The organism is Pseudomonas sp. MF08831, assembly GCF_059862645.1.
The window spans coordinates 311894-333509 of the sequence record NZ_JCBCUX010000004.1 but is presented as its reverse complement, the minus strand read 5'-3'; the positions used below and the strand labels follow the sequence as shown (position 1 = coordinate 333509).

22 protein-coding genes are annotated in these 21616 nt (G+C 62.6%); 12 read left to right on the top strand and 10 right to left on the bottom strand.

Annotation, left to right across the window (positions count from 1 at the left end; all coding sequences use genetic code 11):
• Nucleotides 1–197 precede the first annotated feature (197 nt).
• Both AC19YS_RS10590 and AC19YS_RS10585 read right to left on the bottom strand, forming a co-directional pair.
• The gene (locus tag AC19YS_RS10590) at nt 198–1640 is read right to left on the bottom strand and encodes an aldehyde dehydrogenase family protein (RefSeq protein ID WP_500601656.1); all 1443 of its coding nucleotides are present in this window, start codon (nt 1638–1640) and stop codon (nt 198–200) included.
• Nucleotides 1637–3262, bottom strand: coding sequence for a 5-guanidino-2-oxopentanoate decarboxylase (locus AC19YS_RS10585; protein ID WP_200623260.1), 1626 nt, complete (start codon nt 3260–3262; stop codon nt 1637–1639). The genes AC19YS_RS10590 and AC19YS_RS10585 overlap by 4 nt, the downstream gene beginning before the upstream one ends.
• Nucleotides 3263–3372: 110 nt before the next feature.
• On the opposite strand from AC19YS_RS10585, the gene AC19YS_RS10580 reads away from it, so the two are divergent.
• Nucleotides 3373–4245, top strand: a complete 873-nt coding sequence (locus AC19YS_RS10580; RefSeq protein WP_124416691.1) for a LysR substrate-binding domain-containing protein — start codon at nt 3373–3375, stop codon at nt 4243–4245.
• Nucleotides 4246–4380: 135 nt separating this feature from the next.
• On the opposite strand, the gene AC19YS_RS10575 is transcribed toward AC19YS_RS10580, so the two are convergent.
• Together AC19YS_RS10575 and AC19YS_RS10570 are read right to left on the bottom strand one after the other, a co-directional pair.
• Nucleotides 4381–4995, bottom strand: coding sequence for an NAD(P)-dependent oxidoreductase (locus AC19YS_RS10575; protein ID WP_367241388.1), 615 nt, complete (start codon nt 4993–4995; stop codon nt 4381–4383).
• Between the two features lie 32 nt (nt 4996–5027).
• Nucleotides 5028–5894 (bottom strand): MBL fold metallo-hydrolase, encoded by an 867-nt coding sequence (locus AC19YS_RS10570; RefSeq protein ID WP_200623259.1) that lies wholly within the window; start codon nt 5892–5894, stop codon nt 5028–5030.
• A 104-nt stretch (nt 5895–5998) separates the two neighbouring features.
• Here AC19YS_RS10570 and AC19YS_RS10565 point away from each other — a divergent pair, with 104 nt between their 5' ends.
• Nucleotides 5999–6904, top strand: a complete 906-nt coding sequence (locus AC19YS_RS10565) for a LysR family transcriptional regulator (protein WP_124416694.1) — start codon at nt 5999–6001, stop codon at nt 6902–6904.
• 99 nt (nt 6905–7003) lie between these two features.
• The gene (locus AC19YS_RS10560; protein ID WP_164487913.1) at nt 7004–7180 is read left to right on the top strand and encodes a hypothetical protein; all 177 of its coding nucleotides are present in this window, start codon (nt 7004–7006) and stop codon (nt 7178–7180) included.
• Here AC19YS_RS10560 and AC19YS_RS10555 read toward each other — a convergent pair.
• A complete protein-coding gene (locus AC19YS_RS10555) occupies nt 7173–8057 on the bottom strand; it encodes a helix-turn-helix domain-containing protein (RefSeq protein WP_106576975.1) in 885 nt (294 codons plus the stop codon). The two genes, AC19YS_RS10560 and AC19YS_RS10555, sit on opposite strands and share 8 nt — an antisense overlap.
• Before the next feature lie 180 nt (nt 8058–8237).
• Here AC19YS_RS10555 and pobA point away from each other — a divergent pair, with 180 nt between their 5' ends.
• Complete coding sequence (gene pobA / locus AC19YS_RS10550) at nt 8238–9431, top strand: 4-hydroxybenzoate 3-monooxygenase (RefSeq protein WP_500601653.1); 1194 nt, start codon at nt 8238–8240, stop codon at nt 9429–9431.
• Between the two features lie 67 nt (nt 9432–9498).
• Complete coding sequence (locus AC19YS_RS10545; RefSeq protein WP_367241390.1) at nt 9499–11016, top strand: MDR family MFS transporter; 1518 nt, start codon at nt 9499–9501, stop codon at nt 11014–11016.
• 132 nt (nt 11017–11148) lie between these two features.
• On the opposite strand, the gene AC19YS_RS10540 is transcribed toward AC19YS_RS10545, so the two are convergent.
• Together AC19YS_RS10540 and AC19YS_RS10535 are read right to left on the bottom strand one after the other, a co-directional pair.
• A complete protein-coding gene (locus AC19YS_RS10540) occupies nt 11149–11985 on the bottom strand; it encodes a cache domain-containing protein (protein ID WP_200623254.1) in 837 nt (278 codons plus the stop codon).
• A gap of 51 nt (nt 11986–12036) precedes the next feature.
• Nucleotides 12037–12810, bottom strand: a complete 774-nt coding sequence (locus AC19YS_RS10535) for a transporter substrate-binding domain-containing protein (RefSeq protein WP_500601650.1) — start codon at nt 12808–12810, stop codon at nt 12037–12039.
• 402 nt (nt 12811–13212) lie between these two features.
• On the opposite strand from AC19YS_RS10535, the gene AC19YS_RS10530 reads away from it, so the two are divergent.
• The 5 genes from AC19YS_RS10530 (at nt 13213) to AC19YS_RS10510 (ending at nt 17983) form a co-directional block, all read left to right on the top strand.
• Nucleotides 13213–14583 (top strand): glutamine synthetase family protein, encoded by a 1371-nt coding sequence (locus AC19YS_RS10530; RefSeq protein ID WP_200623250.1) that lies wholly within the window; start codon nt 13213–13215, stop codon nt 14581–14583.
• Between the two features lie 215 nt (nt 14584–14798).
• Nucleotides 14799–15398 (top strand): class I SAM-dependent methyltransferase, encoded by a 600-nt coding sequence (locus AC19YS_RS10525; protein ID WP_106576970.1) that lies wholly within the window; start codon nt 14799–14801, stop codon nt 15396–15398.
• Nucleotides 15399–15520: 122 nt separating this feature from the next.
• Nucleotides 15521–16654, top strand: a complete 1134-nt coding sequence (rnd, locus tag AC19YS_RS10520) for a ribonuclease D (protein ID WP_124416699.1) — start codon at nt 15521–15523, stop codon at nt 16652–16654.
• Complete coding sequence (locus tag AC19YS_RS10515) at nt 16651–16944, top strand: YcgL domain-containing protein (RefSeq protein WP_056857316.1); 294 nt, start codon at nt 16651–16653, stop codon at nt 16942–16944. The genes rnd and AC19YS_RS10515 overlap by 4 nt, the downstream gene beginning before the upstream one ends.
• A gap of 106 nt (nt 16945–17050) precedes the next feature.
• Nucleotides 17051–17983, top strand: a complete 933-nt coding sequence (locus tag AC19YS_RS10510; protein WP_106576968.1) for a D-2-hydroxyacid dehydrogenase — start codon at nt 17051–17053, stop codon at nt 17981–17983.
• Nucleotides 17984–18089: 106 nt separating this feature from the next.
• On the opposite strand, the gene AC19YS_RS10505 is transcribed toward AC19YS_RS10510, so the two are convergent.
• Complete coding sequence (locus AC19YS_RS10505; RefSeq protein WP_169368487.1) at nt 18090–18674, bottom strand: nitroreductase family protein; 585 nt, start codon at nt 18672–18674, stop codon at nt 18090–18092.
• Nucleotides 18675–18827: 153 nt separating this feature from the next.
• On the opposite strand from AC19YS_RS10505, the gene AC19YS_RS10500 reads away from it, so the two are divergent.
• Both AC19YS_RS10500 and AC19YS_RS10495 read left to right on the top strand, forming a co-directional pair.
• Nucleotides 18828–19277, top strand: coding sequence for a YcgN family cysteine cluster protein (locus AC19YS_RS10500; RefSeq protein ID WP_500601648.1), 450 nt, complete (start codon nt 18828–18830; stop codon nt 19275–19277).
• A 13-nt stretch (nt 19278–19290) separates the two neighbouring features.
• Entirely contained in the window at nt 19291–20511 is a 1221-nt protein-coding gene (locus AC19YS_RS10495; protein WP_179606838.1) for a hypothetical protein, read from the top strand.
• A gap of 142 nt (nt 20512–20653) precedes the next feature.
• On the opposite strand, the gene AC19YS_RS10490 is transcribed toward AC19YS_RS10495, so the two are convergent.
• Both AC19YS_RS10490 and AC19YS_RS10485 read right to left on the bottom strand, forming a co-directional pair.
• Nucleotides 20654–21004: a YgaP family membrane protein gene (locus AC19YS_RS10490; protein ID WP_119739148.1), complete on the bottom strand. Its 351-nt coding sequence runs from the start codon at nt 21002–21004 to the stop codon at nt 20654–20656.
• 67 nt (nt 21005–21071) lie between these two features.
• Nucleotides 21072–21539, bottom strand: a complete 468-nt coding sequence (locus AC19YS_RS10485) for an RNA methyltransferase (protein WP_003189607.1) — start codon at nt 21537–21539, stop codon at nt 21072–21074.
• Nucleotides 21540–21616 lie beyond the last annotated feature (77 nt).

Genomic DNA, 21616 nt, shown 5'->3' with positions numbered 1-21616 from the left:
TTGAAGAGACAAGGGCGAATCAGGCCACGCAGGGGAGGAGGGGAGCAAATCAGAAAATCGTTGGGGCTATCTAAAAATTGCAGGTGATCAAACATGTAGGCGCTGGCTTGCCTGCGATGGCGGTGGGTCAGTCCAGAAATGACTGCCTGATACACCGCTATCGCAGGCAAGCCAGCTCCCACAAGGGATCTGTGTCACTAGAGGGCGCGGATCACATGTTTGATCTCCTGAAACGCCGCCAAGCCCCACGGGCCCAACTCGCGGCCGATGCTGCTCTGCTTGTAACCACCCCACGCCGTTTGCGGGAAGATCACCTGCGGGGCGTTGATCCACACAAGCCCGGCCTGCAAGGCGTTGGCCACGCGTTCGGCGGTGTCGACATCGGCGCTCACCACACTGGCGACCAGGCCGAAATCGCTGTCATTGGCCAGGGCAATGGCTTCCTCGGCAGTGGTAAAACGTCGGACACACAGCACCGGGCCGAAGATCTCCTCGTTCCACAACGCGCTGTTCAACGGCACATCGGTAAACACGGTCGGGCGAATGAAATAGCCCTTCGCCAGGTCGGCCGGTCGTTCACCACCGCACAGCAAACGCGCGCCGTCTGCGATGCCTCGCTGAATATGCCCCAGCACTCGCTGATACTGCGCACGGTTGATCAACGCGCCCATTTGCACCTCATCGGCAAACGGGTCTGCCACGCGAATCCCCTCGGCCCGTGTCTGCAAACGCTGCAGGAACGCGTCCGCCAGGCTGTCAGCCACCAGCACGCGGCTGGTGGCCGAACACATCTGCCCGGCGTTGAAAAAGCCACCCCCACAGGCCAGCTCCACCGCCAGGTCAAGGTCGGCGTCCGCGAGCACCAGCAACGCCGATTTACCACCCAGCTCAAGGCTTACACCCTTGATGGTTTCTGCCGCGCGCTGCATCACTTGCACGCCGACGGCGTTACTGCCGGTGAAGGAAATCTTCGCCACGCGGCGGTCTGCGGCCAGCGGTGCGCCAACCGCCAGGCCCGTGCCGCAGACCAGGTTGAACACACCCGCCGGCAGCCCTGCCTGGGCAATAATTTGCGCCAGTTGCAACTCCGCCAACGGCGTGACTTCCGATGGCTTGAGCACCACGCAACATCCGGCCGCCAGGGCCGGGGCGAGCTTCCAGGCGGTGGTCACCATCGGGAAATTCCACGGCACAATCAGCCCGACCACACCACAGGGCTCACGGCGCAGGCGTGCGCTGAAGTCCTCGCCGGGCAGTGCCACCGGGCGGTCTTGCGTGGCGTCCATGTCGTCGCACATGCCGGCGTAGTAGTCGAAGGTGGCGATCACATCGTCCACATCAATGCCGGCCTCAAACAGCGGCTTGCCATTGTTGCTCGACTGCAACTGCATCAGCTGGTCGCGCTGGGCGCTCACACCCTGGGCGATCTTACGCAGCACGGCGCCGCGGTCACGGCCGGTGCTTTTCGACCAGTCGACGAACGCCGCGCTGGCCGCCGCCACCGCGTGGGCCACGGTGCTCGCGTCGCCCACGCTGACGTTGGCCAGGGTGGCTTCGGTGGCGGGGTTGATCACCTCGATAACGTCATGGCCTGCGCGCCATTCGCCTGCAATGTACACACCGTCCAATACTGCGTTCATACCGCTACCTCCTGCATCCACAGCCCCTGGTCGATTTCTATCAGCGTCGGTCCCTGGCGATCAGCGGCGGCGCGCAATGCCGTGCGCAGCTGCGCGATACCCTGAATGCTCTCGGCGGCGCAGCCCAAGGCTTTGGCCACACCGATAAAGTCCGGGGTGTAGATGTCCACACCGACCGGCTCGATGGCGCGGTTGAGCATGTACTTCTTGATCTCCTCGTAACCCTGGTTATTCCACAGCAGCACGATGACCGGCACGCGCGCCTCGACCGCGCTGGCCAGTTCCGGCAGGCTGAATTGCAGGCCACCGTCGCCGATCAGGCACACCACCGGTTGCCCGTCGCCGCGTCCCAGCCAGGCGCCAATCGCTGCGGGCAGGGCGTAGCCCAAGGTGCCGTAGCCGGTGGAGGAATTGAACCAGCGGCGTGGGTGGTCGAGGTTCAGCGTCAGGTTGCCGCTGTACACCGGTTGGGTGGAGTCGCCCACCAGCACGGCGCCGGGCAGTTGCGCCAGCACGGTGTTGAGAAACAGGGTTTGCGCGCGGGTGGCGGCGTCCCAGGTGGGCGTCAATTCAGCCCACAGACGTGCGACGCGTGCGCTGCCCCAGTCGGGGGCGCGATCGCCCGATACCTGGGCGTCCAGCGCGGCCAACAAGGCTTGGGCTGCGATCTGCGCATCGGCCACCAGTGCGACCTGAGGCGGGTAATTGCGCACGGTCTGGTCGGGGTCGATATCGATGCGCAGCAGCGTGCCGGGAATCTCGAAACCCCCGGCGAAGGTCACGTCGTAATCGGTTTCCGCCAGCTCGGTGCCGATGGCCAGCACCACATCGGCTTCGGCGACCAGGGCGCGGGTGGCGACCAGCGTCTGGGTCGAGCCGATCAGCAACGGGTGCGCGGCCGGCAGCATGCCTTTGGCGTTGATGGTCAGGGCCACCGGTGCACCCAGCCGTTCGGCCAGGCGCGTCAATTCGGCGGCCGCCTCGATGGCGCCGCCGCCGGCCAGGATCAGCGGGCGTTTTGCTGCCGCCAGCCACTGGCTCATCTGCTTCACCGCCGCCGGCGCGGCACCGGCGCGCGCCACGCTGACCGGCTCGCTGCCGAGCAGGGCATCGGCGTTTTCGACCAATACATCCAGCGGAATCTCGATGTGCACCGGGCGCGGTCGACCGGCCTGGAACAGCGCAAACGCGCGCGCCAGCACGCCAGGCAACTCCGCCGCCGACATCAAGGTGTGCGAGAACGCCGCCACGCCCGCGATCATCGCGCTCTGATTCGCCAGCTCATGCAGCTTGCCGCGCCCGCCACCCAATTGGCTGCGCGATTGCACACTGGAAATCACCAGCATCGGGATCGAGTCGGCATAGGCCTGGCCCATGGCGGTGGTGATGTTGGTCATGCCGGGGCCGGTGATGATGAAACACACGCCAGGTTTACCGCGGGTGCGTGCATAGCCGTCGGCCATGAAGCCTGCGCCCTGTTCGTGGCGCGGGGTGACGTGGCGGATGCTCGAGCGCGCCAGGCCACGGTACAACTCCACGGTGTGCACGCCGGGAATGCCGAACACCTGGTCTACGCCGTAGCGTTCCAGGAGGTTGACCAATACTTCGCCGCAGGTCGCCATACATGTCGCTCTTGTTATGGATTCGAGGCGCTATTGGAGCGGCTGGCCGGTAGCGCCAACAATCGATAAAAAGTCATACTAGCCATGTCCCCACGTCATGGCTGCGCCCGATGAAACGCTTGCCACCGCTGCCCGCGCTGCACACCTTCTGGGTCACGGCCCAGTGCTGCAACTTCACCCGCGCCGCCGAGCAACTGCACATTACCCAAGGTGCGGTGAGCCGGCAGATTGCCGGGCTCGAAAACCATTTGGGCTATGCCTTGTTCCAGCGCCAGGCGCGGGGCTTGAGCCTGACCGAAGAAGGGCGCGAGTGGTCGCTGCGGGCGCAGCAGGTGTTTGGCTTGATCGGTGACGCGGTGGAGCAGATCGGCAGCCGCCGCCAGACCCTGCAACTCAAGGCCTCCACCTGCGTAATGCGCTGGCTGCTGCCGCGCCTGATGCAGTGGCAACAGGAGCGCCCGGACGTGCCGGTGGAACTCACCACCACGGTGGCCTACACCGTGGACTTTCGCCGCGAGCAATTCGACGCGGCGGTGATCTATGCGCCCATCGCCGAGCAGTCGGCGCAGGCGCGGCATTTATTCGATGAACAACTCACCCCGGTCTGCGCGCCGGCGTTGCTCGCCAGCCTGCACACACCGGCTGATCTGCAGCGACAGGTGCTGCTGCACCCCACGCGGGACGAGCGCGATTGGGCGTTGTGGCTGAAGGCTGCGAATACGCGCTTGAGCAACCTGGCCCAGGGGCATCATTTTGAAACGCTGGACCTGGCAATGACGGTGGCGTCCCAGGGCTCGGGAGTGGCGATTGGCGACAGCGCGTTGATTGGCGAGGATGTGAAGGCGGGGCGGTTGGCGACACCGTTTGAACTGCGCGTGCCGACGGGGATGGGGTATTACCTGGTGTATCCGCCGGGAATTGAGCCGTCTACTGGATTAGTCGCCTTGATGGAGTGGTTGGTAAGCCAGGCACAACCGTCGTAACACCGAAGACCCGAATGTGGGAGGAGGCTTGTGTGGGAGCGGGCTTGCCTGCGATACAGGCACCTCGGTGTGTCAGTCATGCCGCGGTGATCCTATCGCAGGCAAGCCAGCTCCCACAGTTTTAACCGTGTCGGTTCAGTAGCCGACGGTGAAACGCTGGCGCGAGTGCTTCGGCGACTCAACCTCGTCGATCAACGCAATCGCGTAGTCAGCAAAGCTGATCCAGCTGCGCCCTTCAGCGCTCACCAGCAAGTGATCCTGGCCGACACGGAATTTGCCGGTGCGCTCAGTCTCAACGAACTCCGCCGACGGCGACAGAAAGGTCCAGTCCAGCTCTTTTTCCTGACGCAGCGCATCAAGAAATTCAGCGCCTGCACTGGCTTCGGCCTTGTACTCTGCCGGGAAGCCAGGGCTGTCGATGACTCGGCTGCCATCCGGCAACAACAATGAACCTGCACCGCCGACCACCAGCAGGCGTTTCACCCCGGCGCTCTTCACCGGGCCGATCACGGCACTGGCCGGCAGTGTGGCGAAGTGCGCCGCACTGATCACCACGTCGTTGCCGCTGACAGCCTGTTGCAGGGCGTTGGCATCCAGGGCGTCGACCTGTTTGACGGTGACGCCCGGGCGTGCGGCCAGCGTGCCGGTATTACGCGCAATGGCGGTGACGGTATGCCCACGACGCAGCGCTTCTTCCAGCAGTTGGCTACCGGCGCGGCCGGTGGCACCAATGATTGCGATCTTGCTCATGACGTTCTCCAGTACGTTAAGGTTTAAACCATTCACCACTTCATTTCGCCCTTGGCGACTTTGGCACCGAGTTCCAGGCTGCTCTCATCTTCAAGTTTCGGGTAACGTTTTTTCATGGCCGCGATCAGCGCAGTCGAATCCTTGGCCTTGGCGGTTTCCTCATCGAACGCTTTGATATAGCCCGCGGTGAATGCCACGGACTGCACAGTCGGCGTACCCAGGTAATGACCTGGAATCACGGTGCGCGGTTTCAAGTCTTCGATGCGTTGCAAGGTTGCCAGCCAGTCGGCGTGGGACTGAGCGGTTTGCGTATCGGCCATCCACACGTGGGTGTTCTCGAAGACCACAACGCCGCCCACCACGGCCTTGATCGATGGAATCCACACAAACGTGCGGTCCGGCTGCGGGCCGTCCAGGCCGACCACTTCCAGCGTCTTGCCTTCCAGGGTCAGGCTATGGCCTTGGAGCACCTGCGGGATGATGGCTTTGGCCGGTTTGTCGGCACCCAGCTTAGGGCCCCAGAACGCGAGTTTCTGCTCGGCGGTGGCCTTGATATGGTCGACCACCGGCTGGGTGGCTACCACCTTGGCGGCGGGGAATGCCTGCGTCAGGACGTCGAGGCCGAAGTAGTAATCCGGGTCGCCGTCACTGACGTAGATGGTGGTCAGGCGCTTGCCGCTGGCGCGAATCTTTGTCACCAGTTGCTCGGCTTGGGCATTGCCGAATTGCGCGTTCACCAAAATGACGTCGTGCTCGCCGCTGACCAGTACCGAGCTGACGGGCATCATTGCCGAGGTGCCAGGGTTATAAGCGTCCAGCGTCAGATCGGCCGCCGCGGCATGGGCGGCGAACGCCAGGGCGGCCATGGCCGTGGCCAATCGTTTAAGCGTCGAGATCATGTGCAACTCCAGCGGCAGGTAAGGGATGCACAGAGCTTAGTTGCACTAAACGTCACAAAAAATGCCATGCTTGAACATAGTTTGTTTCTAAAAGCGTGCAAATCATGGATCGTCTTCAAGCAATGCGGGTGTTTGTCACGGTCGTTGACCTGGGAAGCCAGTCGGCGGCTGCGGATCAACTGGACCTGTCGCGGCCGGTCGTTTCACGTTATCTGGCGGAGCTTGAGGATTGGGTGGGCGCGCGGCTGATGCATCGCACCACGCGCAAGCTCAGTCTCACCGCAGCGGGCAGCGAAATGCTGCCCCGAGCGCGGCAGATGCTGGAGTTGTGCAACGACATGCAGGCGGCCGTCAGCGAGCCGGACGAAGCGCCGCGCGGCCAGCTACGGCTGAGTGTCAGCAGCTCATTCGGCCAGGCGCAATTGGCGGACGCCGTGGCCGAGTTCGTCAAGCGCAACCCGTTGGTCAGTATCGATCTGCAGATGCTCGACCGTACGGTAAACCTGGTGGATGAGCGGATCGACCTGGCGATTCGCACTAGTTTTGAGCTGGACCCCAACCTGATCGCTCGCAAGCTGACGCTCTGCCGCTCGGTCATTTGCGCGTCCCCGGCGTACCTGCTGGAACATCCGCGCCCGCAGCACGTGCACGATCTGGCGAAGCACAACTGCCTGACGCACACCTACTTCGGCAAAAGCCTGTGGCATTTCACAGAAAACGCTGAGCCAGTGTCGGTGGCGGTGCAGGGCAATATCAGCGCTAACGAGGCGACCGCCCTGTTACGGGTGACGTTGGCGGGGGCAGGGGTGGCGCGGCTCCCCAGTTATCAGGCGGGGGATTACATCCGCAGTGGCGAACTGATCCGTTTGCTGCCCGAGGCAGAGCCCCAGCAAATGAATGTCTACGCGGTGTACGCCTCGCGCAAGCACATGCCGTTGGCGCTGCGCAGCCTGCTGGATTTTCTGGTGCTGCGCTTTCCTGAGGAGCCGGTGTGGGATGTCGGCCTTTGAAGCCGACATAAAGATGTTGAATGGCGTCCAATAATGGCAACTCTTGCTGACTGACCTATGCTTTAAACAGCACCGAGTCGATCCGTTCAGAGGTGTGCCATGACTCTAAAAATCAGAAAGTACCTGATGATTTTCATCCTGTGCGCCCTGGCTACCGCGCTGTACGGCACGGCTGCCTATCGGGTTGAACAAACCCGCATGCAGCCGACCTTTGCGGTCAGTTGCCATCAGGACATGTGCCTGCCGCGTACCGGCAGTTTCAGCGCGCTCAGGTAGGCTGTTCGGCCTTCAACTGCTCGCGGAACGCTTTGGGCGAAAACCCGACCCGCCGACGAAACAGTCGCGAGAAGTTGGTCGGGTCGGAAAACCCCAGCACCTGCGACATCTCATTGATGGTCATGCTGGTGTAAGTCAGCAGGCGCTTGGCTTCCAGCAACTGGCGGTCATGCATGATCTGCAGCGCAGGTTGCCCACCCAATTCCCGACACGTGCCGTTCAAGTGTGAGACCGAGATGCCCAGCTTGTGGGCCAGGTCTTCGATCTTGGGGTGCTCGCGGTAATGCTGTTCGACCAGTTGGGTAAAGCGCCGGAAATATTCACGCCCTCGAGGCGCGCGCGCGTGGCGGCGCTGGATGGCCTGGCGGCTGATCCACACCAGCAGCACGCTGACCAAGGCGTGCATCATCATGTCGCGCGCCGGTTGCTCATCGGCGTATTCATCTTGCAAGCGCGCAAACAGGCTATTGAGGTAGTCGCTGTCCTTGCCTGCCGGGTAGTTGCCCAGGGCTTGCAAGCCGTCCACCGCCGAGCCCAGCTGCGCCTGCAAATGGCTGACCAGCGGCGCTGACAGCGTGACGATGAACCCTTCGACATCTTCGGCAAACCGAAACCCATGCACACACAAGGGCGGCAGCACCTGCAAGGTCGCCTCGTTGAGTGTGGTGCGCTGACCTTCGATTTCCAGTTGCGCCTGACCTTTATGCACGTACAACAACTGGCACAAGTCCGCGTGCCGGTGGGGCTGGATTTCCCACTGGTATTCCCGACTGCGCCGGGAAATGGTTTCACAGTGCAACAAATCGGGCGTCGGCCATTGCTGGCTTTCCCCGTAAAGCTTGAAGACCGGAATCGCGGTACTGGCAGTTTTGGTCATGGTTTCAATCCGATACTCAGGATAGTGGTTCGGTAATCGCCCCGATTGGCAAAAAGCGCAGGCTTTGTCTCAGTTTTCACCTTCTTATGGCGGTCACTCAAGTGAAAAATGTCAGCAACAAGATCAATGACAACTCTTTCACCTTATCCGTTCGGATGAGCCTCGCGGACCCTAAAAATAATGAAAGCGCTGAAAACCCAAGTCGCCATTATTGGCGCCGGTCCCTCCGGACTGTTGCTCGGTCAACTGCTGCACAACGCGGGTATCCAGACCCTGGTGCTAGAGCGCCAGCGTGCCGATTACGTGCAAGGCCGCATCCGTGCCGGGGTGCTGGAACAAGGCATGGTCGACCTGCTGCGCGAAGCCGGTGTCAGCCAGCGCATGGACGCCGAAGGCTTGGTGCATGACGGTTTCGAACTGGCGCTCAATGGCCAGCTCAGCCATATCGACCTCAAGGGCTTGACCGGTGGCCAGTCGGTGATGATCTACGGCCAGACCGAAGTGACCCGCGACCTGATGCAAGCGCGCGAAGCCGCCGGCGCCCTCACGCTGTACGAAGCGCACAACGTGCAGCCCCATGGCCTTAAAAGTGATCGACCGTGGCTGACCTTCGAGCATCAGGGCGAAGCCTTTCGTCTGGAGTGCGACTACATTGCCGGCTGTGATGGTTTCCACGGCGTGGCGCGCCAATCCATTCCGGCTGATTCGTTAAAGGTTTTCGAGCGCATTTACCCTTTTGGTTGGCTGGGCATCCTCGCCGACACGCCACCGGTGCATGCCGAACTGGTCTACGCCAGGCATCCGCGCGGCTTTGCGCTGTGCAGCATGCGTTCGCCGACCCGCAGCCGTTATTACCTGCAAGTGCCGGCTGAAACGGCGCTGGATGAATGGTCGGATGAGCGTTTCTGGGATGAGCTGAAAACCCGCCTGCCCAGCGCCTTGGCCGCACAGTTGGTGACCGGGCCGTCCATCGAGAAAAGCATCGCGCCGCTGCGCAGCTTTGTGGTGGAGCCGATGCAATACGGGAGGCTGTTCCTGCTCGGGGATGCGGCGCATATCGTGCCGCCGACCGGGGCCAAGGGGTTGAACCTGGCGGCCAGTGACGTGAATACGCTGTTTCGCATCCTGCTCAAGGTGTATCGCGAGGGGCGCGTGGACTTATTGCAGCAATACTCGGCGATCTGCCTGCGCCGGGTGTGGAAGGCCGAGCGGTTTTCCTGGTGGATGACCTCCATGCTGCACCAGTTTGCGGACGCGGATGGCTTCAGCCAGCGCATCGCCGAGAGTGAGCTGGCATATTTCGTCGATTCGCAGGCAGGGCGCACAACCATTGCAGAAAATTACGTCGGGCTTGCTTACGAAGCTATCGAGTAGCCTGCTATCGTATCGAGCATTCCCGCGGGCCCTTTCTGCCCCGTGGGCCTTGCTCGAAGGTTCTGCCGTGACCAACCTCAACCAGCCCACCCAACCCGTTCCCGCCGTGCGCAGTGTGCTCGCCGCCTTGATGATGGCGATCTTCCTCGGCGCGCTGGACCAGACCATCGTCGCCGTGTCCATGCCGGCCATCTCCGCGCAGTTCCATGACGTCAACCTGCTGGCCTGGGTGATCTCCGGCTACATGGTGGCGATGACGGTGGCGGTGCCGATTTACGGCAAGCTCGGTGACTTGTACGGGCGTCGCCCGATGATGCTGATCGGCATGGGCGTGTTCACGCTGGCGTCGCTGTTTTGCGCCATGGCGCAAAACATGGAGCAACTGGTGCTGGCGCGCATTCTGCAGGGCATCGGTGCCGGCGGGATGATCTCGGTGAGCCAGGCGATCATTGGTGACATCATTCCACCGCGCGAGCGCGGGCGTTATCAGGGTTATTTCAGCAGCATGTACGCGGTGGCCAGCGTGGCCGGGCCGGTGCTTGGCGGGTACATGACCGAATATCTGTCCTGGCGTTGGGTATTTCTGATCAACCTGCCGCTGGGCGCTGGCGCCTGGTATGTGGCGCATCGCACGCTGGTCGGGTTGCCGGTGCCGCAGCGCAAGCCGATCATCGATTATGTCGGCACCTTGCTGATGATCATCGGCCTCACGGCCTTGCTGCTGGGCATCACCGAAATCGGCCAGGGCCATCATTGGCGCGACCAGCAAGTGCTCGGGCTGCTGGTGTGTGCGGGCGTGGCGCTGACGGCGTTTGTCTGGCATGAACGCCGCGCGCGCGAGCCTTTGCTGCCGATGCACCTGTTCGCCAATCGCAGCGCCGTGTTGTGCTGGTGCACGATTTTTTTCACCAGTTTTCAGGCGATTTCCCTGACGGTGTTGATGCCGCTGCGGTATCAGACGGTGACCGGTTCGGGCGCGGACAGCGCCGCGCTGCACCTGCTGCCGCTGGCGTTCGGCCTGCCGGTGGGGGCTTATTTTGCCGGGCGCATGACCTCGGTGACCGGGCGCTATAAGCCCATGATTCTGAGCGGGGCGTTGCTGAGCCCGTTCGCGATTCTGGGCATGGCCTACAGTGCGCCGCAGGCGGTCGGGATGACGGCGGTGTTCATGTTGCTGTGTGGGATTGCGGCGGGGATGCAGTTTCCGACGTCGCTGGTGGGAACGCAGAATTCGGTCGAGCAGCGCGACATTGGCGTGGCGACCAGCACCACCAACCTGTTTCGCTCCCTGGGCGGGGCCGTTGGCGTGGCCTGCATGTCGGCCTTGTTGCTGGCGCTGTTGCAGGATTCGAGCTTTGCGCATTTGGCCAGCGGCGCGCTGGTGGCCGAAGGCAGTTCCGGCAACGTCTTGCTGGACGGCTTGAACGCCGCGCCCGGCCCGGCGCAGGATGCCCTGCGCGGGGAGTTGGCGGTGACGTTCCGGCACTTGCTGATGGTGAGTGCGGCGGTGTCGTTGCTGGGGTTGGCGGCGGCGATTGCGATGCCAAACCGAGTGCTGCGTGGGCGTGAAGACAAGGCCAAGTAACTGACCCGATGATGATCAAGCTGTGGGAGCAGGCGTGCCTGCGAAAGCGGTGTATCAGTGCCGGCTATGCCAACTGACCCACCGCTTTCGCAGGCAAGCCAGCTCCCCCAGGTGACTGCATTTCAATGCTGATCAGGGGCTGTAATACCCGACCGCCACCATGAAATGCCCGGCCTTGCGCACATACGCGTGTTTGTTCTCGACCTTGTCGGTCACCGGGTTTTTCCAGCGGTACTTGTACTCACCCTGATCCTGCTCGGCCATCAGCTTCAAAATCGGCTCGCCCACCGGCTTGCCGTCCGGGTCCCTGATCTTGGCGAAGTCGGTGTCCACCAGCCGCAGGTTGGTGCCGTGGGCCACATAGCGCCCGGTATTCAGGTCGACCACGAACACGTACAGGTCATCCTGCAGGAAGTCGCCCTGCAACGAATTGATCGCCTTGAGCGTGCCGGCTTCATCCTTGACCAGTGCTTTCACCGCCTTGTCGCGCAAAGCGCGAGCCTGCTCTGGCGTGGCGCGTGGCAGGTAATAGCCGACGGCCAGAATCCGCTCGCCGATCCGCTGATAAAACACGTGCTTGTGCTCAACCTTGCCGTCGTTCCAGTTCTGCCAGCGATAATCGGCCTGCTGGATGCCCTGGCCTTCGGGCACCGCCAGCGCTTGTTTGAATGAGGCTTGCAAGTCAGGCCCGAGCAACTCGGACACATCGCGGCCGATCAAGGCCGAGGAGGGCCCGCCACTGGCCAGCAACACGCCCTGGGTGTCGACCACAAACACATAACGGTCATGGTCGACAAACTCCCCTTGGCGACTGAACGCAGCAAACGCCTTGTCGCCGTTGCTCTGGTAATAGGTCAGGGCCTTGGTCAGCAGCGTCTTGGCGGCGTGGGCGTCCTCCTCCTGAGTGGCCGCGTGCACCTGGCTGCAACACAACAGCAGCAGCCAGGTGATTCGGAGCAATCCCTTCATTACTCATCCCTCGTTATTGTTTGATGTGACCACAGCGTAGACGGCTGCGGCTCAGGGCGCCGCCAGCCATTGATTGACAATGGCGTCGTACGCCCCGGTAGCGACGCTCAAGTGCAACCACTGGTCGACATAGCTTTTCCACGCCACATCATCGCGGGGCAGCAGGAAGGCCTTTTCGCTGTACTGCATCTGCTGCTGCGGGTTGACCGCGCACAATCCCGGCTTGAGCTTTTGCTGGAAGCGCGCCTCGCTGGCGTCGGTGATCATCACGTCCGCCTTGCCCGCCAGCAACTCGTCGAAGATGGTCACGTTGTCATGCAGGCGGATCTGCGCCTGGCCCAGGTGAGTGCGGGCAAACACTTCGTTGGTGCCGCCGGCCGGCTCGATCACCCGCACCTGCGGCTGGTTGATCTGCTCAACGCTTTGGTAGCGCTGCACATCGGCGCAACGCACCAACGGGATCTTGCCGTCCACACCCAGCGTCTGGCTGAAGAAGGCCTTTTTCTGGCGCTCCAGCGACACCGAAATCCCGCCCACCGCGATGTCACAGCGCTGGGCCAGAAAGTCCGGCATCAGGGTTTTCCAGGTGGTGGGCACCCACGTGATCGTCGCATTCAGGCTTTTGGCCAGCGACTCGGCCATGGCAATGTCGATGCCTTCATAACGGCCATCGGCGCGCAGCGAAGTGTAAGGCTTGTAATCGCCGGTGGTGCAAACGGTGAGCGTGCCGCGCTGCACCACCTCATCGAGGCGCGAGGGCGCGGTATCGGCCAGGGCGGTGGTTGCCAAACTCGCCAATACACACAGGGCCAGGGGAGCTTTCATGCGGTCGAGTCCTTGGGGCATGATCGGGGCGGCCATTATTTCCAGGAGCGCTCCGAGGTAGCAAGCGGCGTGAATGTTTAGCCAAGCTGCAACCAAACTCCATCAACGCTGAATTTAACCACCCTGTGCAGGCGTGTGACGCTGCCGGGCATCTACCTCACTGTGAATCCCGCATGGACGGTTCCCCCGACACTCATCCCGCGACATTGCCTGGCGCTTTAGTGCCCAGCCGTACCGCGGTTGTCGAGGCCCTTCCTTCCGAGCTGGCCTTCTGGGCCTTGTTCCACTGCCGACACGCACGCCCACCGGATACCGCTCTCCTACGTTGATCTCTCCCATAGACCAGGCGCCCCTGCGCGCGTTGCCTATGTTCCTGCCTGACGCAAACGTATGAGACTTGCCATGAGTGATTTCGCCTGCCTGCAAGAAGCCCGATCTTTCCTTGAACAGCACCCGGACATCGAGATGTTCGAGCTGTTTATCCTCGACAACAACGGCGTGCCGCGCGGCAAATTGCTGCACCGCGATGAGCTGCTGGCGGTGTACGAAAGTGGCCGGCCGTTGCCCAGTACCATCCTTGGCCTGACGATTAATGGCGATGACGTGGAAAACTCCGGGCTGGTGTGGGAAGTCGGTGACATCGACTGCCGCGCCTACCCGATCAGCGGGAGCCTGCAGCGCATGCCATGGCGCCTGATTCCCACGGCCGCCGTGCAAGTGAGCATGCACCCCACCGAGGGCATGCCCGCCACCGTGGCCGACCCGCGGCATTTGCTCGCCAAGGTCATCGACGGGCTGAAAGCCGACGGTTACTACCCGGTGATGGCGGCGGAGCTGGAGTTTTACCTGCTCGACCAGAAACCCGACAGCAATGGCCGCCCACAACCGGCGCGGGATGTGGACGGCAATCGCCCGCGCTCGACCCAGGTGTATGGCCTGCGCGAGCTGGAGCAGATCGAGCCGTTTCTCGCCGACCTTTATAGCGCGTGCAAACTGCAAGGCATTCCGGCGCGCACGGCAATCTCCGAATACGCCCCGGGCCAGGTTGAAATCACCCTGGAACATCGCGCCGATGCCTTGCAGGCCATGGACGAAGCCGTGCGCTACAAGCGCCTGGTCAAGGGCGTGGCGCATAAACACGGGATGACCGCCTGCTTCATGGCCAAGCCGTTCGACGACCTGGCGGGCACCGGCATGCACATGCACGTCAGCCTGGCGGATGCCCACGGCAATAACCTGTTCGCCAGTGAGGCCGCCGACGGCACGCCGCTGCTGCGTCAGGCCGTGGGCGGCATGCTCAGCACCTTGCTCGATTCGTTGCTGATGTTCTGCCCCAACGCCAACTCCTATCGCCGCTTCCAGACCAACAGCTACGCACCGCTGGCCGCCACGTGGGGCGTGGACAACCGCACCGTGAGCCTGCGCGTGCCGGGCGGGCCGGCCAATTCCCGACACATCGAGCACCGGATCTGCGGTGCCGACGCCAACCCTTACCTGGCTGCCGCCGCAATCCTGGCGGGTATCCATCGCGGTATCCGTGAGCAACGCGATCCCGGCGCGCCGGTGGAAGGCAACGGCTACGCGCAGGCCAAACATTTGCTGCCCACCGACTGGCTCACGACTCTGCGTGCGCTTGAAGAGTCAAGCTGGGCGCGGGATGCGTTTGGCACTGAGTTCCTGGGTGTGTACCTGGCGGTGAAGCGTGCCGAATATCGCCAGTTCATGGGCGAGGTAGGCGAGCAGGATTGGCGCTGGTATCTGCACCAAGCGTAATCCACCCTGGGAGCCGGGCTTGCCCGCGATAGCGGTGTGTCAGCCAGGGATGGTTGCCTGGCCCACCGCCCTCGTAGCCTCGCTCAAGCTCGACAACGCCCACAATGGATTTTGGGTGTTGGGTGGCCGTGACGGCTTCGACCTTTTTTTCACGTTGCAGTGGGTAAGCTGCGGTTCAAGGTCGTTCACTACCGTTCCACACACATGAGCCCGTGATGTCGTCACAACCACCTTCCTCCATCGAGATTGAGTTCACCGAGCGCTGTGACCGCGAGCATGCCAGGGTCTGCGGCGACACACGCCCGCCACGCCTGCGCCAGCGCGTGGCAGCGTGGCGCGATGAGCGGTTGGTGCGCCAGGCATTGAAAGTGGCTGGCGAACCTGGGCTGATCCTCGACCTGGCCTGCGGCTCCGGCCGGTTCTGGCCGGTGTTGGCAGAACATATCAACCGCGTGATTCTGGCCTCCGACAACTCCCAGGCCATGCTCGACCATGCGCGCACTCATCACCCGGCGGCACTGCTCAAACGCGTCAAAACCTTCCAGGGATCAGCGTTTTCCATCGGCTTGTCGGCCAATGCGGTGGACTGCATTTTCTGCATGGAACTGTTTCGCCATGTACCCAGCAGTGAAGGGCGTTTGGCGCTGCTGCGCGAGTTCCATCGGGTCAGCCGCGACACCGTGATCGTTTCCGTGGACGCACCTGCGCCTGTCGAGGGCGAGTTTCGCCAGGCCGGTTTCAAAATACTCAACCATCAGGAATTCCTGCCGGGCTCCAAGCTGTGGCGGGTTTACGTATTGCGTAAGAGAAGCTAACTCCCGCCCGTCGGACTATTCTTCCTCTCTTGTCGGAGTTTTCATGAAGGCGTGTGCACTGCGGATGCTCGCAAGCGTCTTTCGCGATATATACTGCGCGCCATTCTTCAAGGGAGAGCCGTGTGGCCATCGATATTCACTGGATCTGCGACAACGATAGCCTCGGCCAGCATTGCGCCGAATGGCAGCAGTTGCCATTCGTCGCCCTCGACACCGAATTCATGCGGGTCGACACCTTTTACCCCATTGCCGGGCTGATCCAGATCGGCGATGGCGTACGCGCTTACCTGATCGACCCTCTGACCATCGACAATTGGCAACCCTTGGCCGCCTTGCTGGAAAACCCGGCGGTGATCAAGGTGGTGCACGCGTGCAGCGAAGACCTGGAAGTGTTGCTGCGCCTGACCGGCAGCCTGCCGGTGCCGTTGTTCGACACCCAATTGGCGGCGGCTTACCTGAACCTCGGTTTCTCCATGGGCTATTCGCGCCTGGTGCAGGCCGTGCTGGATATCGAGTTGCCCAAGGGTGAAACCCGCTCGGACTGGCTGCAGCGGCCGTTGTCCGAGACCCAGGTGAGCTACGCCGCCGAAGACGCGGTGCACTTGGCCGAGGTCTACATCCGCCTGCGTCCGCAGCTCTCAGACGACAAATACGCCTGGGTGCTGGAAGACGGCGCCGAGTTGGTGGCCAACCTGCGCCGCGAAGTCGACCCGTACGAGGTGTACCGCGACGCCAAGCTGGCGTGGAAACTGTCCCGCGCCCAGCTCGCCGTATTGCGTGAACTGTGCGCCTGGCGCGAGCAGCAGGCCCGTGCCCGCGACCTGCCGCGCAACCGCATCATCCGCGAACACTCGTTGTGGCCTCTGGCCAAATCCCAGCCGGACAACCTCGCCGCGCTGGGCAAAATCGAAGACATGCACCCGCGCACCGTGCGTCAGGACGGCCAGTTTCTGCTGGACCTGATCAAGCGCGCCGCCAGCGTGCCCATGGACCAATGGCCACCGGCTGTTGCCGAGCCGCTGCCGGTGGACGCCGCCACGCTGATCAAGCATCTGCGGGCCTTGGGCCAGGCCGAAGCCGAACGCCTGGACATGGCGCCGGAACTGATGCTGCGCAAGAAAACCCTCGAAGCCCTGGTCAAGAGTGGCTACCCCGATGGGCCTTATACATTGCCAGACTCGCTGCGTGGCTGGCGCCGCGAGTTGATGGGCCAGGCGCTGCTCGACAGCCTGGCCACTGCCGGAGAACAGCCTTGAAACGTATTTGCTCCATCTACCGCAGCTTGAAAAAAGACGGAATGTACCTCTACGTGCTCAAAAGCGACGCGCTGGAGCGTGTGCCGGAACCGTTGATGGCGGCCTTCGGCAAGGCCCATCTTGCGTTCGAGATGATCCTGACGCCGGAGCGCAAGCTGTCCCGCGAGGACATCACCGTGGTCCTGGAAAACCTCGACAAGCAGGGCTACCACCTGCAAATGCCACCGGCCGAGGATGAGTACATCGAGCACTTGCCCGAAGAGCTGCTGCGCCGCAACGACCCGATGTGATCGGTCAGTGCCCGAACCGGGCACCTTCTTCAATGCAAACGTATTCGTTGGCGGTGGCCGTAAGGATGCGGGCGGCCGTCTGCAGTGTTTTTGAAAGGTTTGAACCATGCGTGTTCTGATTGCTGAACAGGATTACCCGCTCTACGCCCAATTGCTGGGTGATGCCGCGCCGGACGTCGAAGTGCTGACCAGCGGCGACTCGGCCGAACTGTCGCGCCTGGCCGCCGATTGCCCGGTATGGCTTGGCCAGCCGGATCTGCTCGCCACCCTGTTGCGCCAAGGCCACCAGCCGCAATGGCTGCAATCGACCTGGGCGGGCATCACGCCGCTGCTGGCCGATGGCTTGCCACGCGACTATCGCCTGACCCGCGCGGTGGGCATTTTTGGCCAGGTCATGGCCGAATTTGTGCTCACCTACATGCTCGGCCACGAGCGCGAAGTGCTCGCGCGGCTGGTCAGCCAGGTTGAGCGCAAGTGGGACAACCGCATGGGCCAGAGCCTGGCCGGGCGCAAGGCGCTGATCGTCGGCACGGGCGATATCGGCCAGAGCGTTGCCGATTTTCTGCTGCCGTTTGGCGTCAAGCTGTACGGCATCGCCAGCACCGCACGTGAGCAGGCGCCGTTTATCGAAGTGGCCGGGCTGGATCAACTGGGCCGCCTGGTGGGCGAGGTGGACTACGTGATCAACCTGCTGCCCAACACGCCCAACACGCATGATTTGTACGATGCGGCGTTGTTCAAGCAATTCAAACCGACCGGCTTGTTTATCAACGTTGGCCGCGGCGTGGCCGTGGTCGATGCTGACCTGGTCGAGGCGCTGAAAGAAGGGCACCTGGCCGGTGCGGTGATCGACGTGTGCCGCCAGGAACCGCTGCCGCAGCGCCATCCGTTCTGGACTGCGTGGGGGCTGCTGCTGACCGGGCACAGCTCGGCGCCAACCTCGCCGGGGATGATGGTGGAGTTGTTTGTGCACAATCTACGGGCGTATCAAGCCAAGCAAGCGTTACGCGGAGAAGTGAGCTTCGAACGCGGTTATTAAGGTGCGAGCGGGCTTGCCCGCGATAGCAGCGTGTCAGTCAAGGATGCCGTGACTGACCGTGCGCTATCGCGGGCAAGCCCGCTTCCACAGGGGATATCAGCAAGGCTTACAGGCTGAAATCGCCTTCGGACACCAGCTCGCTCAACGGCTTGCGTGGGCTTGGCGCTTCACGGCCCTGCAAGTACTCGGGCAGGCTCGACTTGTCGCCCAGCTTGCCCACGGCCACCGCCGCGTGCAGTGCATAGCCTTGGGGAATCTTCAGTTCTTTGCGGGTCAGTTCCTGGTCGAAACCGGCCATGCCGTGGGTGTGCCAGCCGCTCAGGCTGGCTTGCAGCGCCAGGTGGCCCCAGGCCGAACCGGTGTCAAAGGTGTGCCACAGCGCCGGGGTTTCTTCGCTGGCGCCGGGGGCGGTGAAGTCGGTTTTTGACGCGATGATCACCAAGGCCGACGCATGCTGCGCCCAGGCACGGTTGAATTCATTCAGCAGGCCCAGGTAGCGTTCCCAATCCGGCGTGTCACGGCGCGCGTAGAGAAAACGCCAAGGTTGCGAGTTATAGGCCGATGGCGCCCAGCGCGCGGCCTCGAAAAAGCTCAGCAGGGTGTCTTTCGGGATGCTCTCGCCGGTAAAGGCGCGAGGCGACCAGCGTTCGGTAAATTGGGTGTGGATCGGGTAGTCGGCAACGCGTGTCATGGGCAGTTCCTGAGGTGCGATTCGGCGTTCAAAGCTACTGCGCGCCCACTGGACTGACAAGTGTTGTTACACCGCCAGTCGTAAGCGCTTGGCCCCAGGGGCCTTGGGCACTAGACTGGCGGCCTTTTCACCGACCGATACTGATGTAGAGCCATGGCCGCTAAAGTCGAACCTTTCTGGATACGCAAAACCCTTGAACACCTCGACCAGGAGGAGTGGGAGTCGTTGTGCGACGGCTGCGGCCTGTGCTGCCTGCAAAAGCTTGAGGACGAGGAGGACAACAGCGTTTATTACACGCGCATTGCCTGCAAACTGCTCGACCTGAACACCTGCCAGTGCACCGATTACCCCAACCGCCGCGCCTCGGTGCCCGACTGCATCCAGCTCACGCCGGGCCAGGCCGACCAGTTCAAGTGGCTGCCGCCAACCTGCGGCTACCGCCTGGTCAGAGAGCGCAAGGACCTGCCGCTGTGGCACCACCTGGTCTGCGGCGACCGCGATGCCGTGCACCACGAACGCATTTCCCAGTCCGGTCGCATGCTCGCCGAAGGCAGCGTGCCCGAAGACGACTGGGAGGATTACCTGATCTTCCGCGCAGGCTGAAAAAGGAGTGTGTATGACGGTGGCAACCAAGCTGGCGGCCTCTTTTGTGTTGCTGGCGCTGAGCCTGCCCGCGTGGTGCGCGAAGAAAGTCGACCTCGACTACCACGTCAAACTGCTGCCCCAGAGTGATCAAGCCGAGGTGCGTGTGAGCCTGTCCCAAGGCTCGGCGGTGCGCAGCCTGAATTTCGACCTGGGCCGCGACGGCGATTACAGCGACTTCAAGGCCGATGGCCAGTGGAAGGTCACCGGCACCCATGGCCTGTGGCAACCCAGCGCCGACAAGGCCAGCCTGAGCTACCGGGTACGCCTGACCCACGCGCGCAAACCTGGCGTGTATGAAGCGCGGATGACGCCCAGTTGGGCGTTGTTCCGAGGTGAAGACCTGGTGCCGGCTGCGCGGCTCGACCAGCAGGACGGCGTCGAGCTGGTCTCGCGCCTGGTGTTCGAGTTGCCGGCAGGCTGGAAAAGCGTCGAAACCGCCTGGCCGCGCATCGGCAAGCACAAATTCCGCATCGACAACGTTTCCCGCCTGTTCGACCGCCCTACCGGCTGGATGCTCGCCGGCACCCTCGGCAGCCGCCGCGTGCGCCTGGGCGAAACCGAGGTCACCGTGGCCTCGCCCAAAGGCCAGGCCATGCGCCGCATGGACGTGCTGACGCTGCTGACCTTCGTCTGGCCTCAAGTGGAGGCCGCTTTCCCGCGCCACCCGGCCAAGCTGCTGGTGGTGGGCGCCAGCGACCCGATGCGCCGTGGCGTGTTTGCGTCGCGCGACTCGATCTACCTCAACAGCCGCACGCCGCTGGTCAGTGAGAACGGCAGCAGCGCGTTGATCCGTGAGGTGGTGCAGGCGATCGGGCGCTTCAATGATCACGACACCAGTGACTGGATCAGCGAAGGGCTTGGCGAGTATTACGCCATCGAGCTGCTGCGCCGCGCGGGCGGCATCACCGATGAGCGGTATGCCGCGATTCAGGCGCGCTTGAGCAAAGAGGGCAAGGACGTGACCACATTGCGTGGCGACCACGTCAACGGCGCGACCGTCGCGAGGGCGGTGGTGGTGTTGCAGGAGCTGGACCGTGAGATTCGCGTGAAGACCCACAACAAGCGCTCGCTGGACGACCTTGCGCAGGCGGTGATGCGCGCGAACAGCATAACGACGGCGGAGTTTGTGCAGTTGGCCGACAGTGTGATCGGTGAGTCGTCGGTGGTGCTGGATAGCAAATTATTGCGCTGAGCTTAGGCCATACACAAAGCAAAAATGCGGGAGCGGGCGTGCTCGCGAATACGTGTGTCAGCCAAATACTTGGCGACTGATTCACCGCTTTCGCGAGCACGCCCGCTCCCACATTCAGCTCTCCAATAGGTGGAGAGGGGCGTCAGCCAGTGGTTTTGGTGGCTTTTTCAGCGGCGACTTCGGCCTTGGTCTTCAGGTTTTTCAGCTCTTCGCCCGCGCGCTCGATTTTGGTACGCACGCTGTTCATTTCCTGGCGGCCCTGTTCCAGCTTGTCTTTGAGCGAGCTGCGCCCGGTAACGCCGCGCACCAGCGCCACGCCACCAATCGCCACCTGGATGAGCCCGAAGATCCCGCCACGGCGCAGGCCTTTGCCAACCATCATCACGCCACCGGCCACCGAGCCAATGCGCTCCCAGCCGTGCACGTTTTGAGGCGGTTGGGTTTCAAACGGCGTGTGTTCGATGATAGGCCGCAGGATTTTGCTGTCGCTCATGATCTGTCTCCAACAAGGCAAGTGATATGTAGCTGACTGCCTGCAGGCGCCGGATGTTCCCAAAAAATCAGTACTTGGGGCCCGAGCGGGTGTTGTTGCCCTTGGCCAGGCGATCGTAGAGCACCACGTTGACCGTGGCGGCGAGGTTCATGCAGCCGGTGGTCGGGATGTACACCACGTCTTCACACCAGTCGCGAATCTCTTTGTCCAGCGAGCCGTCTTCGGGGCCGAAGATGTACAACGCGCGATCAGGGTGGGTGTATTCGGGCAGCGGGCGGGCGCCTTCGACCAGCTCCACGGCGACCGGGATGCAACCCAGCGGCAGGATTTTTTTCAGGTCGTCGATGCCGATCAGCGGAATGTCGTGATGGACCTTCTTGGTGTCGGTGATGAAATCCCGGGCGCGCTCGTAACGCACGCCGGTGTAGAACACCGAGGCCACGCCGTAGCAGCCGGCGGCACGCATCACCGAACCGACGTTTTCGGGGGATTTGGGGTTATACAGACCGATGCAGCTGTAGCGTTTATTGCCCACGGGGAAGGGTGCCTTGGAGAAAAACGGCGATTATACGGGGAATGCTCGGGCTGCGGTCGGTCGCGAGTTGGGTGCCG

What these genes read in the sequence shown, in the direction of transcription:
- AC19YS_RS10535 (WP_500601650.1), bottom strand. Translation starts at nt 12,810, where the DNA reads ATGAAAGCTCCCCTGGCCCTGTGTGTATTGGCGAGTTTGGCAACCACC.
- AC19YS_RS10510 (WP_106576968.1), top strand. Translation starts at nt 17,051, where the DNA reads ATGCGTGTTCTGATTGCTGAACAGGATTACCCGCTCTACGCCCAATTG.
- AC19YS_RS10540 (WP_200623254.1), bottom strand. Translation starts at nt 11,985, where the DNA reads ATGAAGGGATTGCTCCGAATCACCTGGCTGCTGCTGTTGTGTTGCAGC.
- AC19YS_RS10530 (WP_200623250.1), top strand. Translation starts at nt 13,213, where the DNA reads ATGAGTGATTTCGCCTGCCTGCAAGAAGCCCGATCTTTCCTTGAACAG.
- AC19YS_RS10495 (WP_179606838.1), top strand. Translation starts at nt 19,291, where the DNA reads ATGACGGTGGCAACCAAGCTGGCGGCCTCTTTTGTGTTGCTGGCGCTG.
- AC19YS_RS10560 (WP_164487913.1), top strand. Translation starts at nt 7,004, where the DNA reads ATGACTCTAAAAATCAGAAAGTACCTGATGATTTTCATCCTGTGCGCC.
- AC19YS_RS10555 (WP_106576975.1), bottom strand. Translation starts at nt 8,057, where the DNA reads ATGACCAAAACTGCCAGTACCGCGATTCCGGTCTTCAAGCTTTACGGG.
- AC19YS_RS10575 (WP_367241388.1), bottom strand. Translation starts at nt 4,995, where the DNA reads ATGAGCAAGATCGCAATCATTGGTGCCACCGGCCGCGCCGGTAGCCAA.
- AC19YS_RS10505 (WP_169368487.1), bottom strand. Translation starts at nt 18,674, where the DNA reads ATGACACGCGTTGCCGACTACCCGATCCACACCCAATTTACCGAACGC.
- pobA (WP_500601653.1), top strand. Translation starts at nt 8,238, where the DNA reads ATGAAAGCGCTGAAAACCCAAGTCGCCATTATTGGCGCCGGTCCCTCC.
- AC19YS_RS10585 (WP_200623260.1), bottom strand. Translation starts at nt 3,262, where the DNA reads ATGGCGACCTGCGGCGAAGTATTGGTCAACCTCCTGGAACGCTACGGC.
- AC19YS_RS10500 (WP_500601648.1), top strand. Translation starts at nt 18,828, where the DNA reads ATGGCCGCTAAAGTCGAACCTTTCTGGATACGCAAAACCCTTGAACAC.
- AC19YS_RS10490 (WP_119739148.1), bottom strand. Translation starts at nt 21,004, where the DNA reads ATGAGCGACAGCAAAATCCTGCGGCCTATCATCGAACACACGCCGTTT.
- AC19YS_RS10590 (WP_500601656.1), bottom strand. Translation starts at nt 1,640, where the DNA reads ATGAACGCAGTATTGGACGGTGTGTACATTGCAGGCGAATGGCGCGCA.
- AC19YS_RS10570 (WP_200623259.1), bottom strand. Translation starts at nt 5,894, where the DNA reads ATGATCTCGACGCTTAAACGATTGGCCACGGCCATGGCCGCCCTGGCG.
- AC19YS_RS10565 (WP_124416694.1), top strand. Translation starts at nt 5,999, where the DNA reads ATGGATCGTCTTCAAGCAATGCGGGTGTTTGTCACGGTCGTTGACCTG.
- AC19YS_RS10580 (WP_124416691.1), top strand. Translation starts at nt 3,373, where the DNA reads ATGAAACGCTTGCCACCGCTGCCCGCGCTGCACACCTTCTGGGTCACG.
- AC19YS_RS10525 (WP_106576970.1), top strand. Translation starts at nt 14,799, where the DNA reads ATGTCGTCACAACCACCTTCCTCCATCGAGATTGAGTTCACCGAGCGC.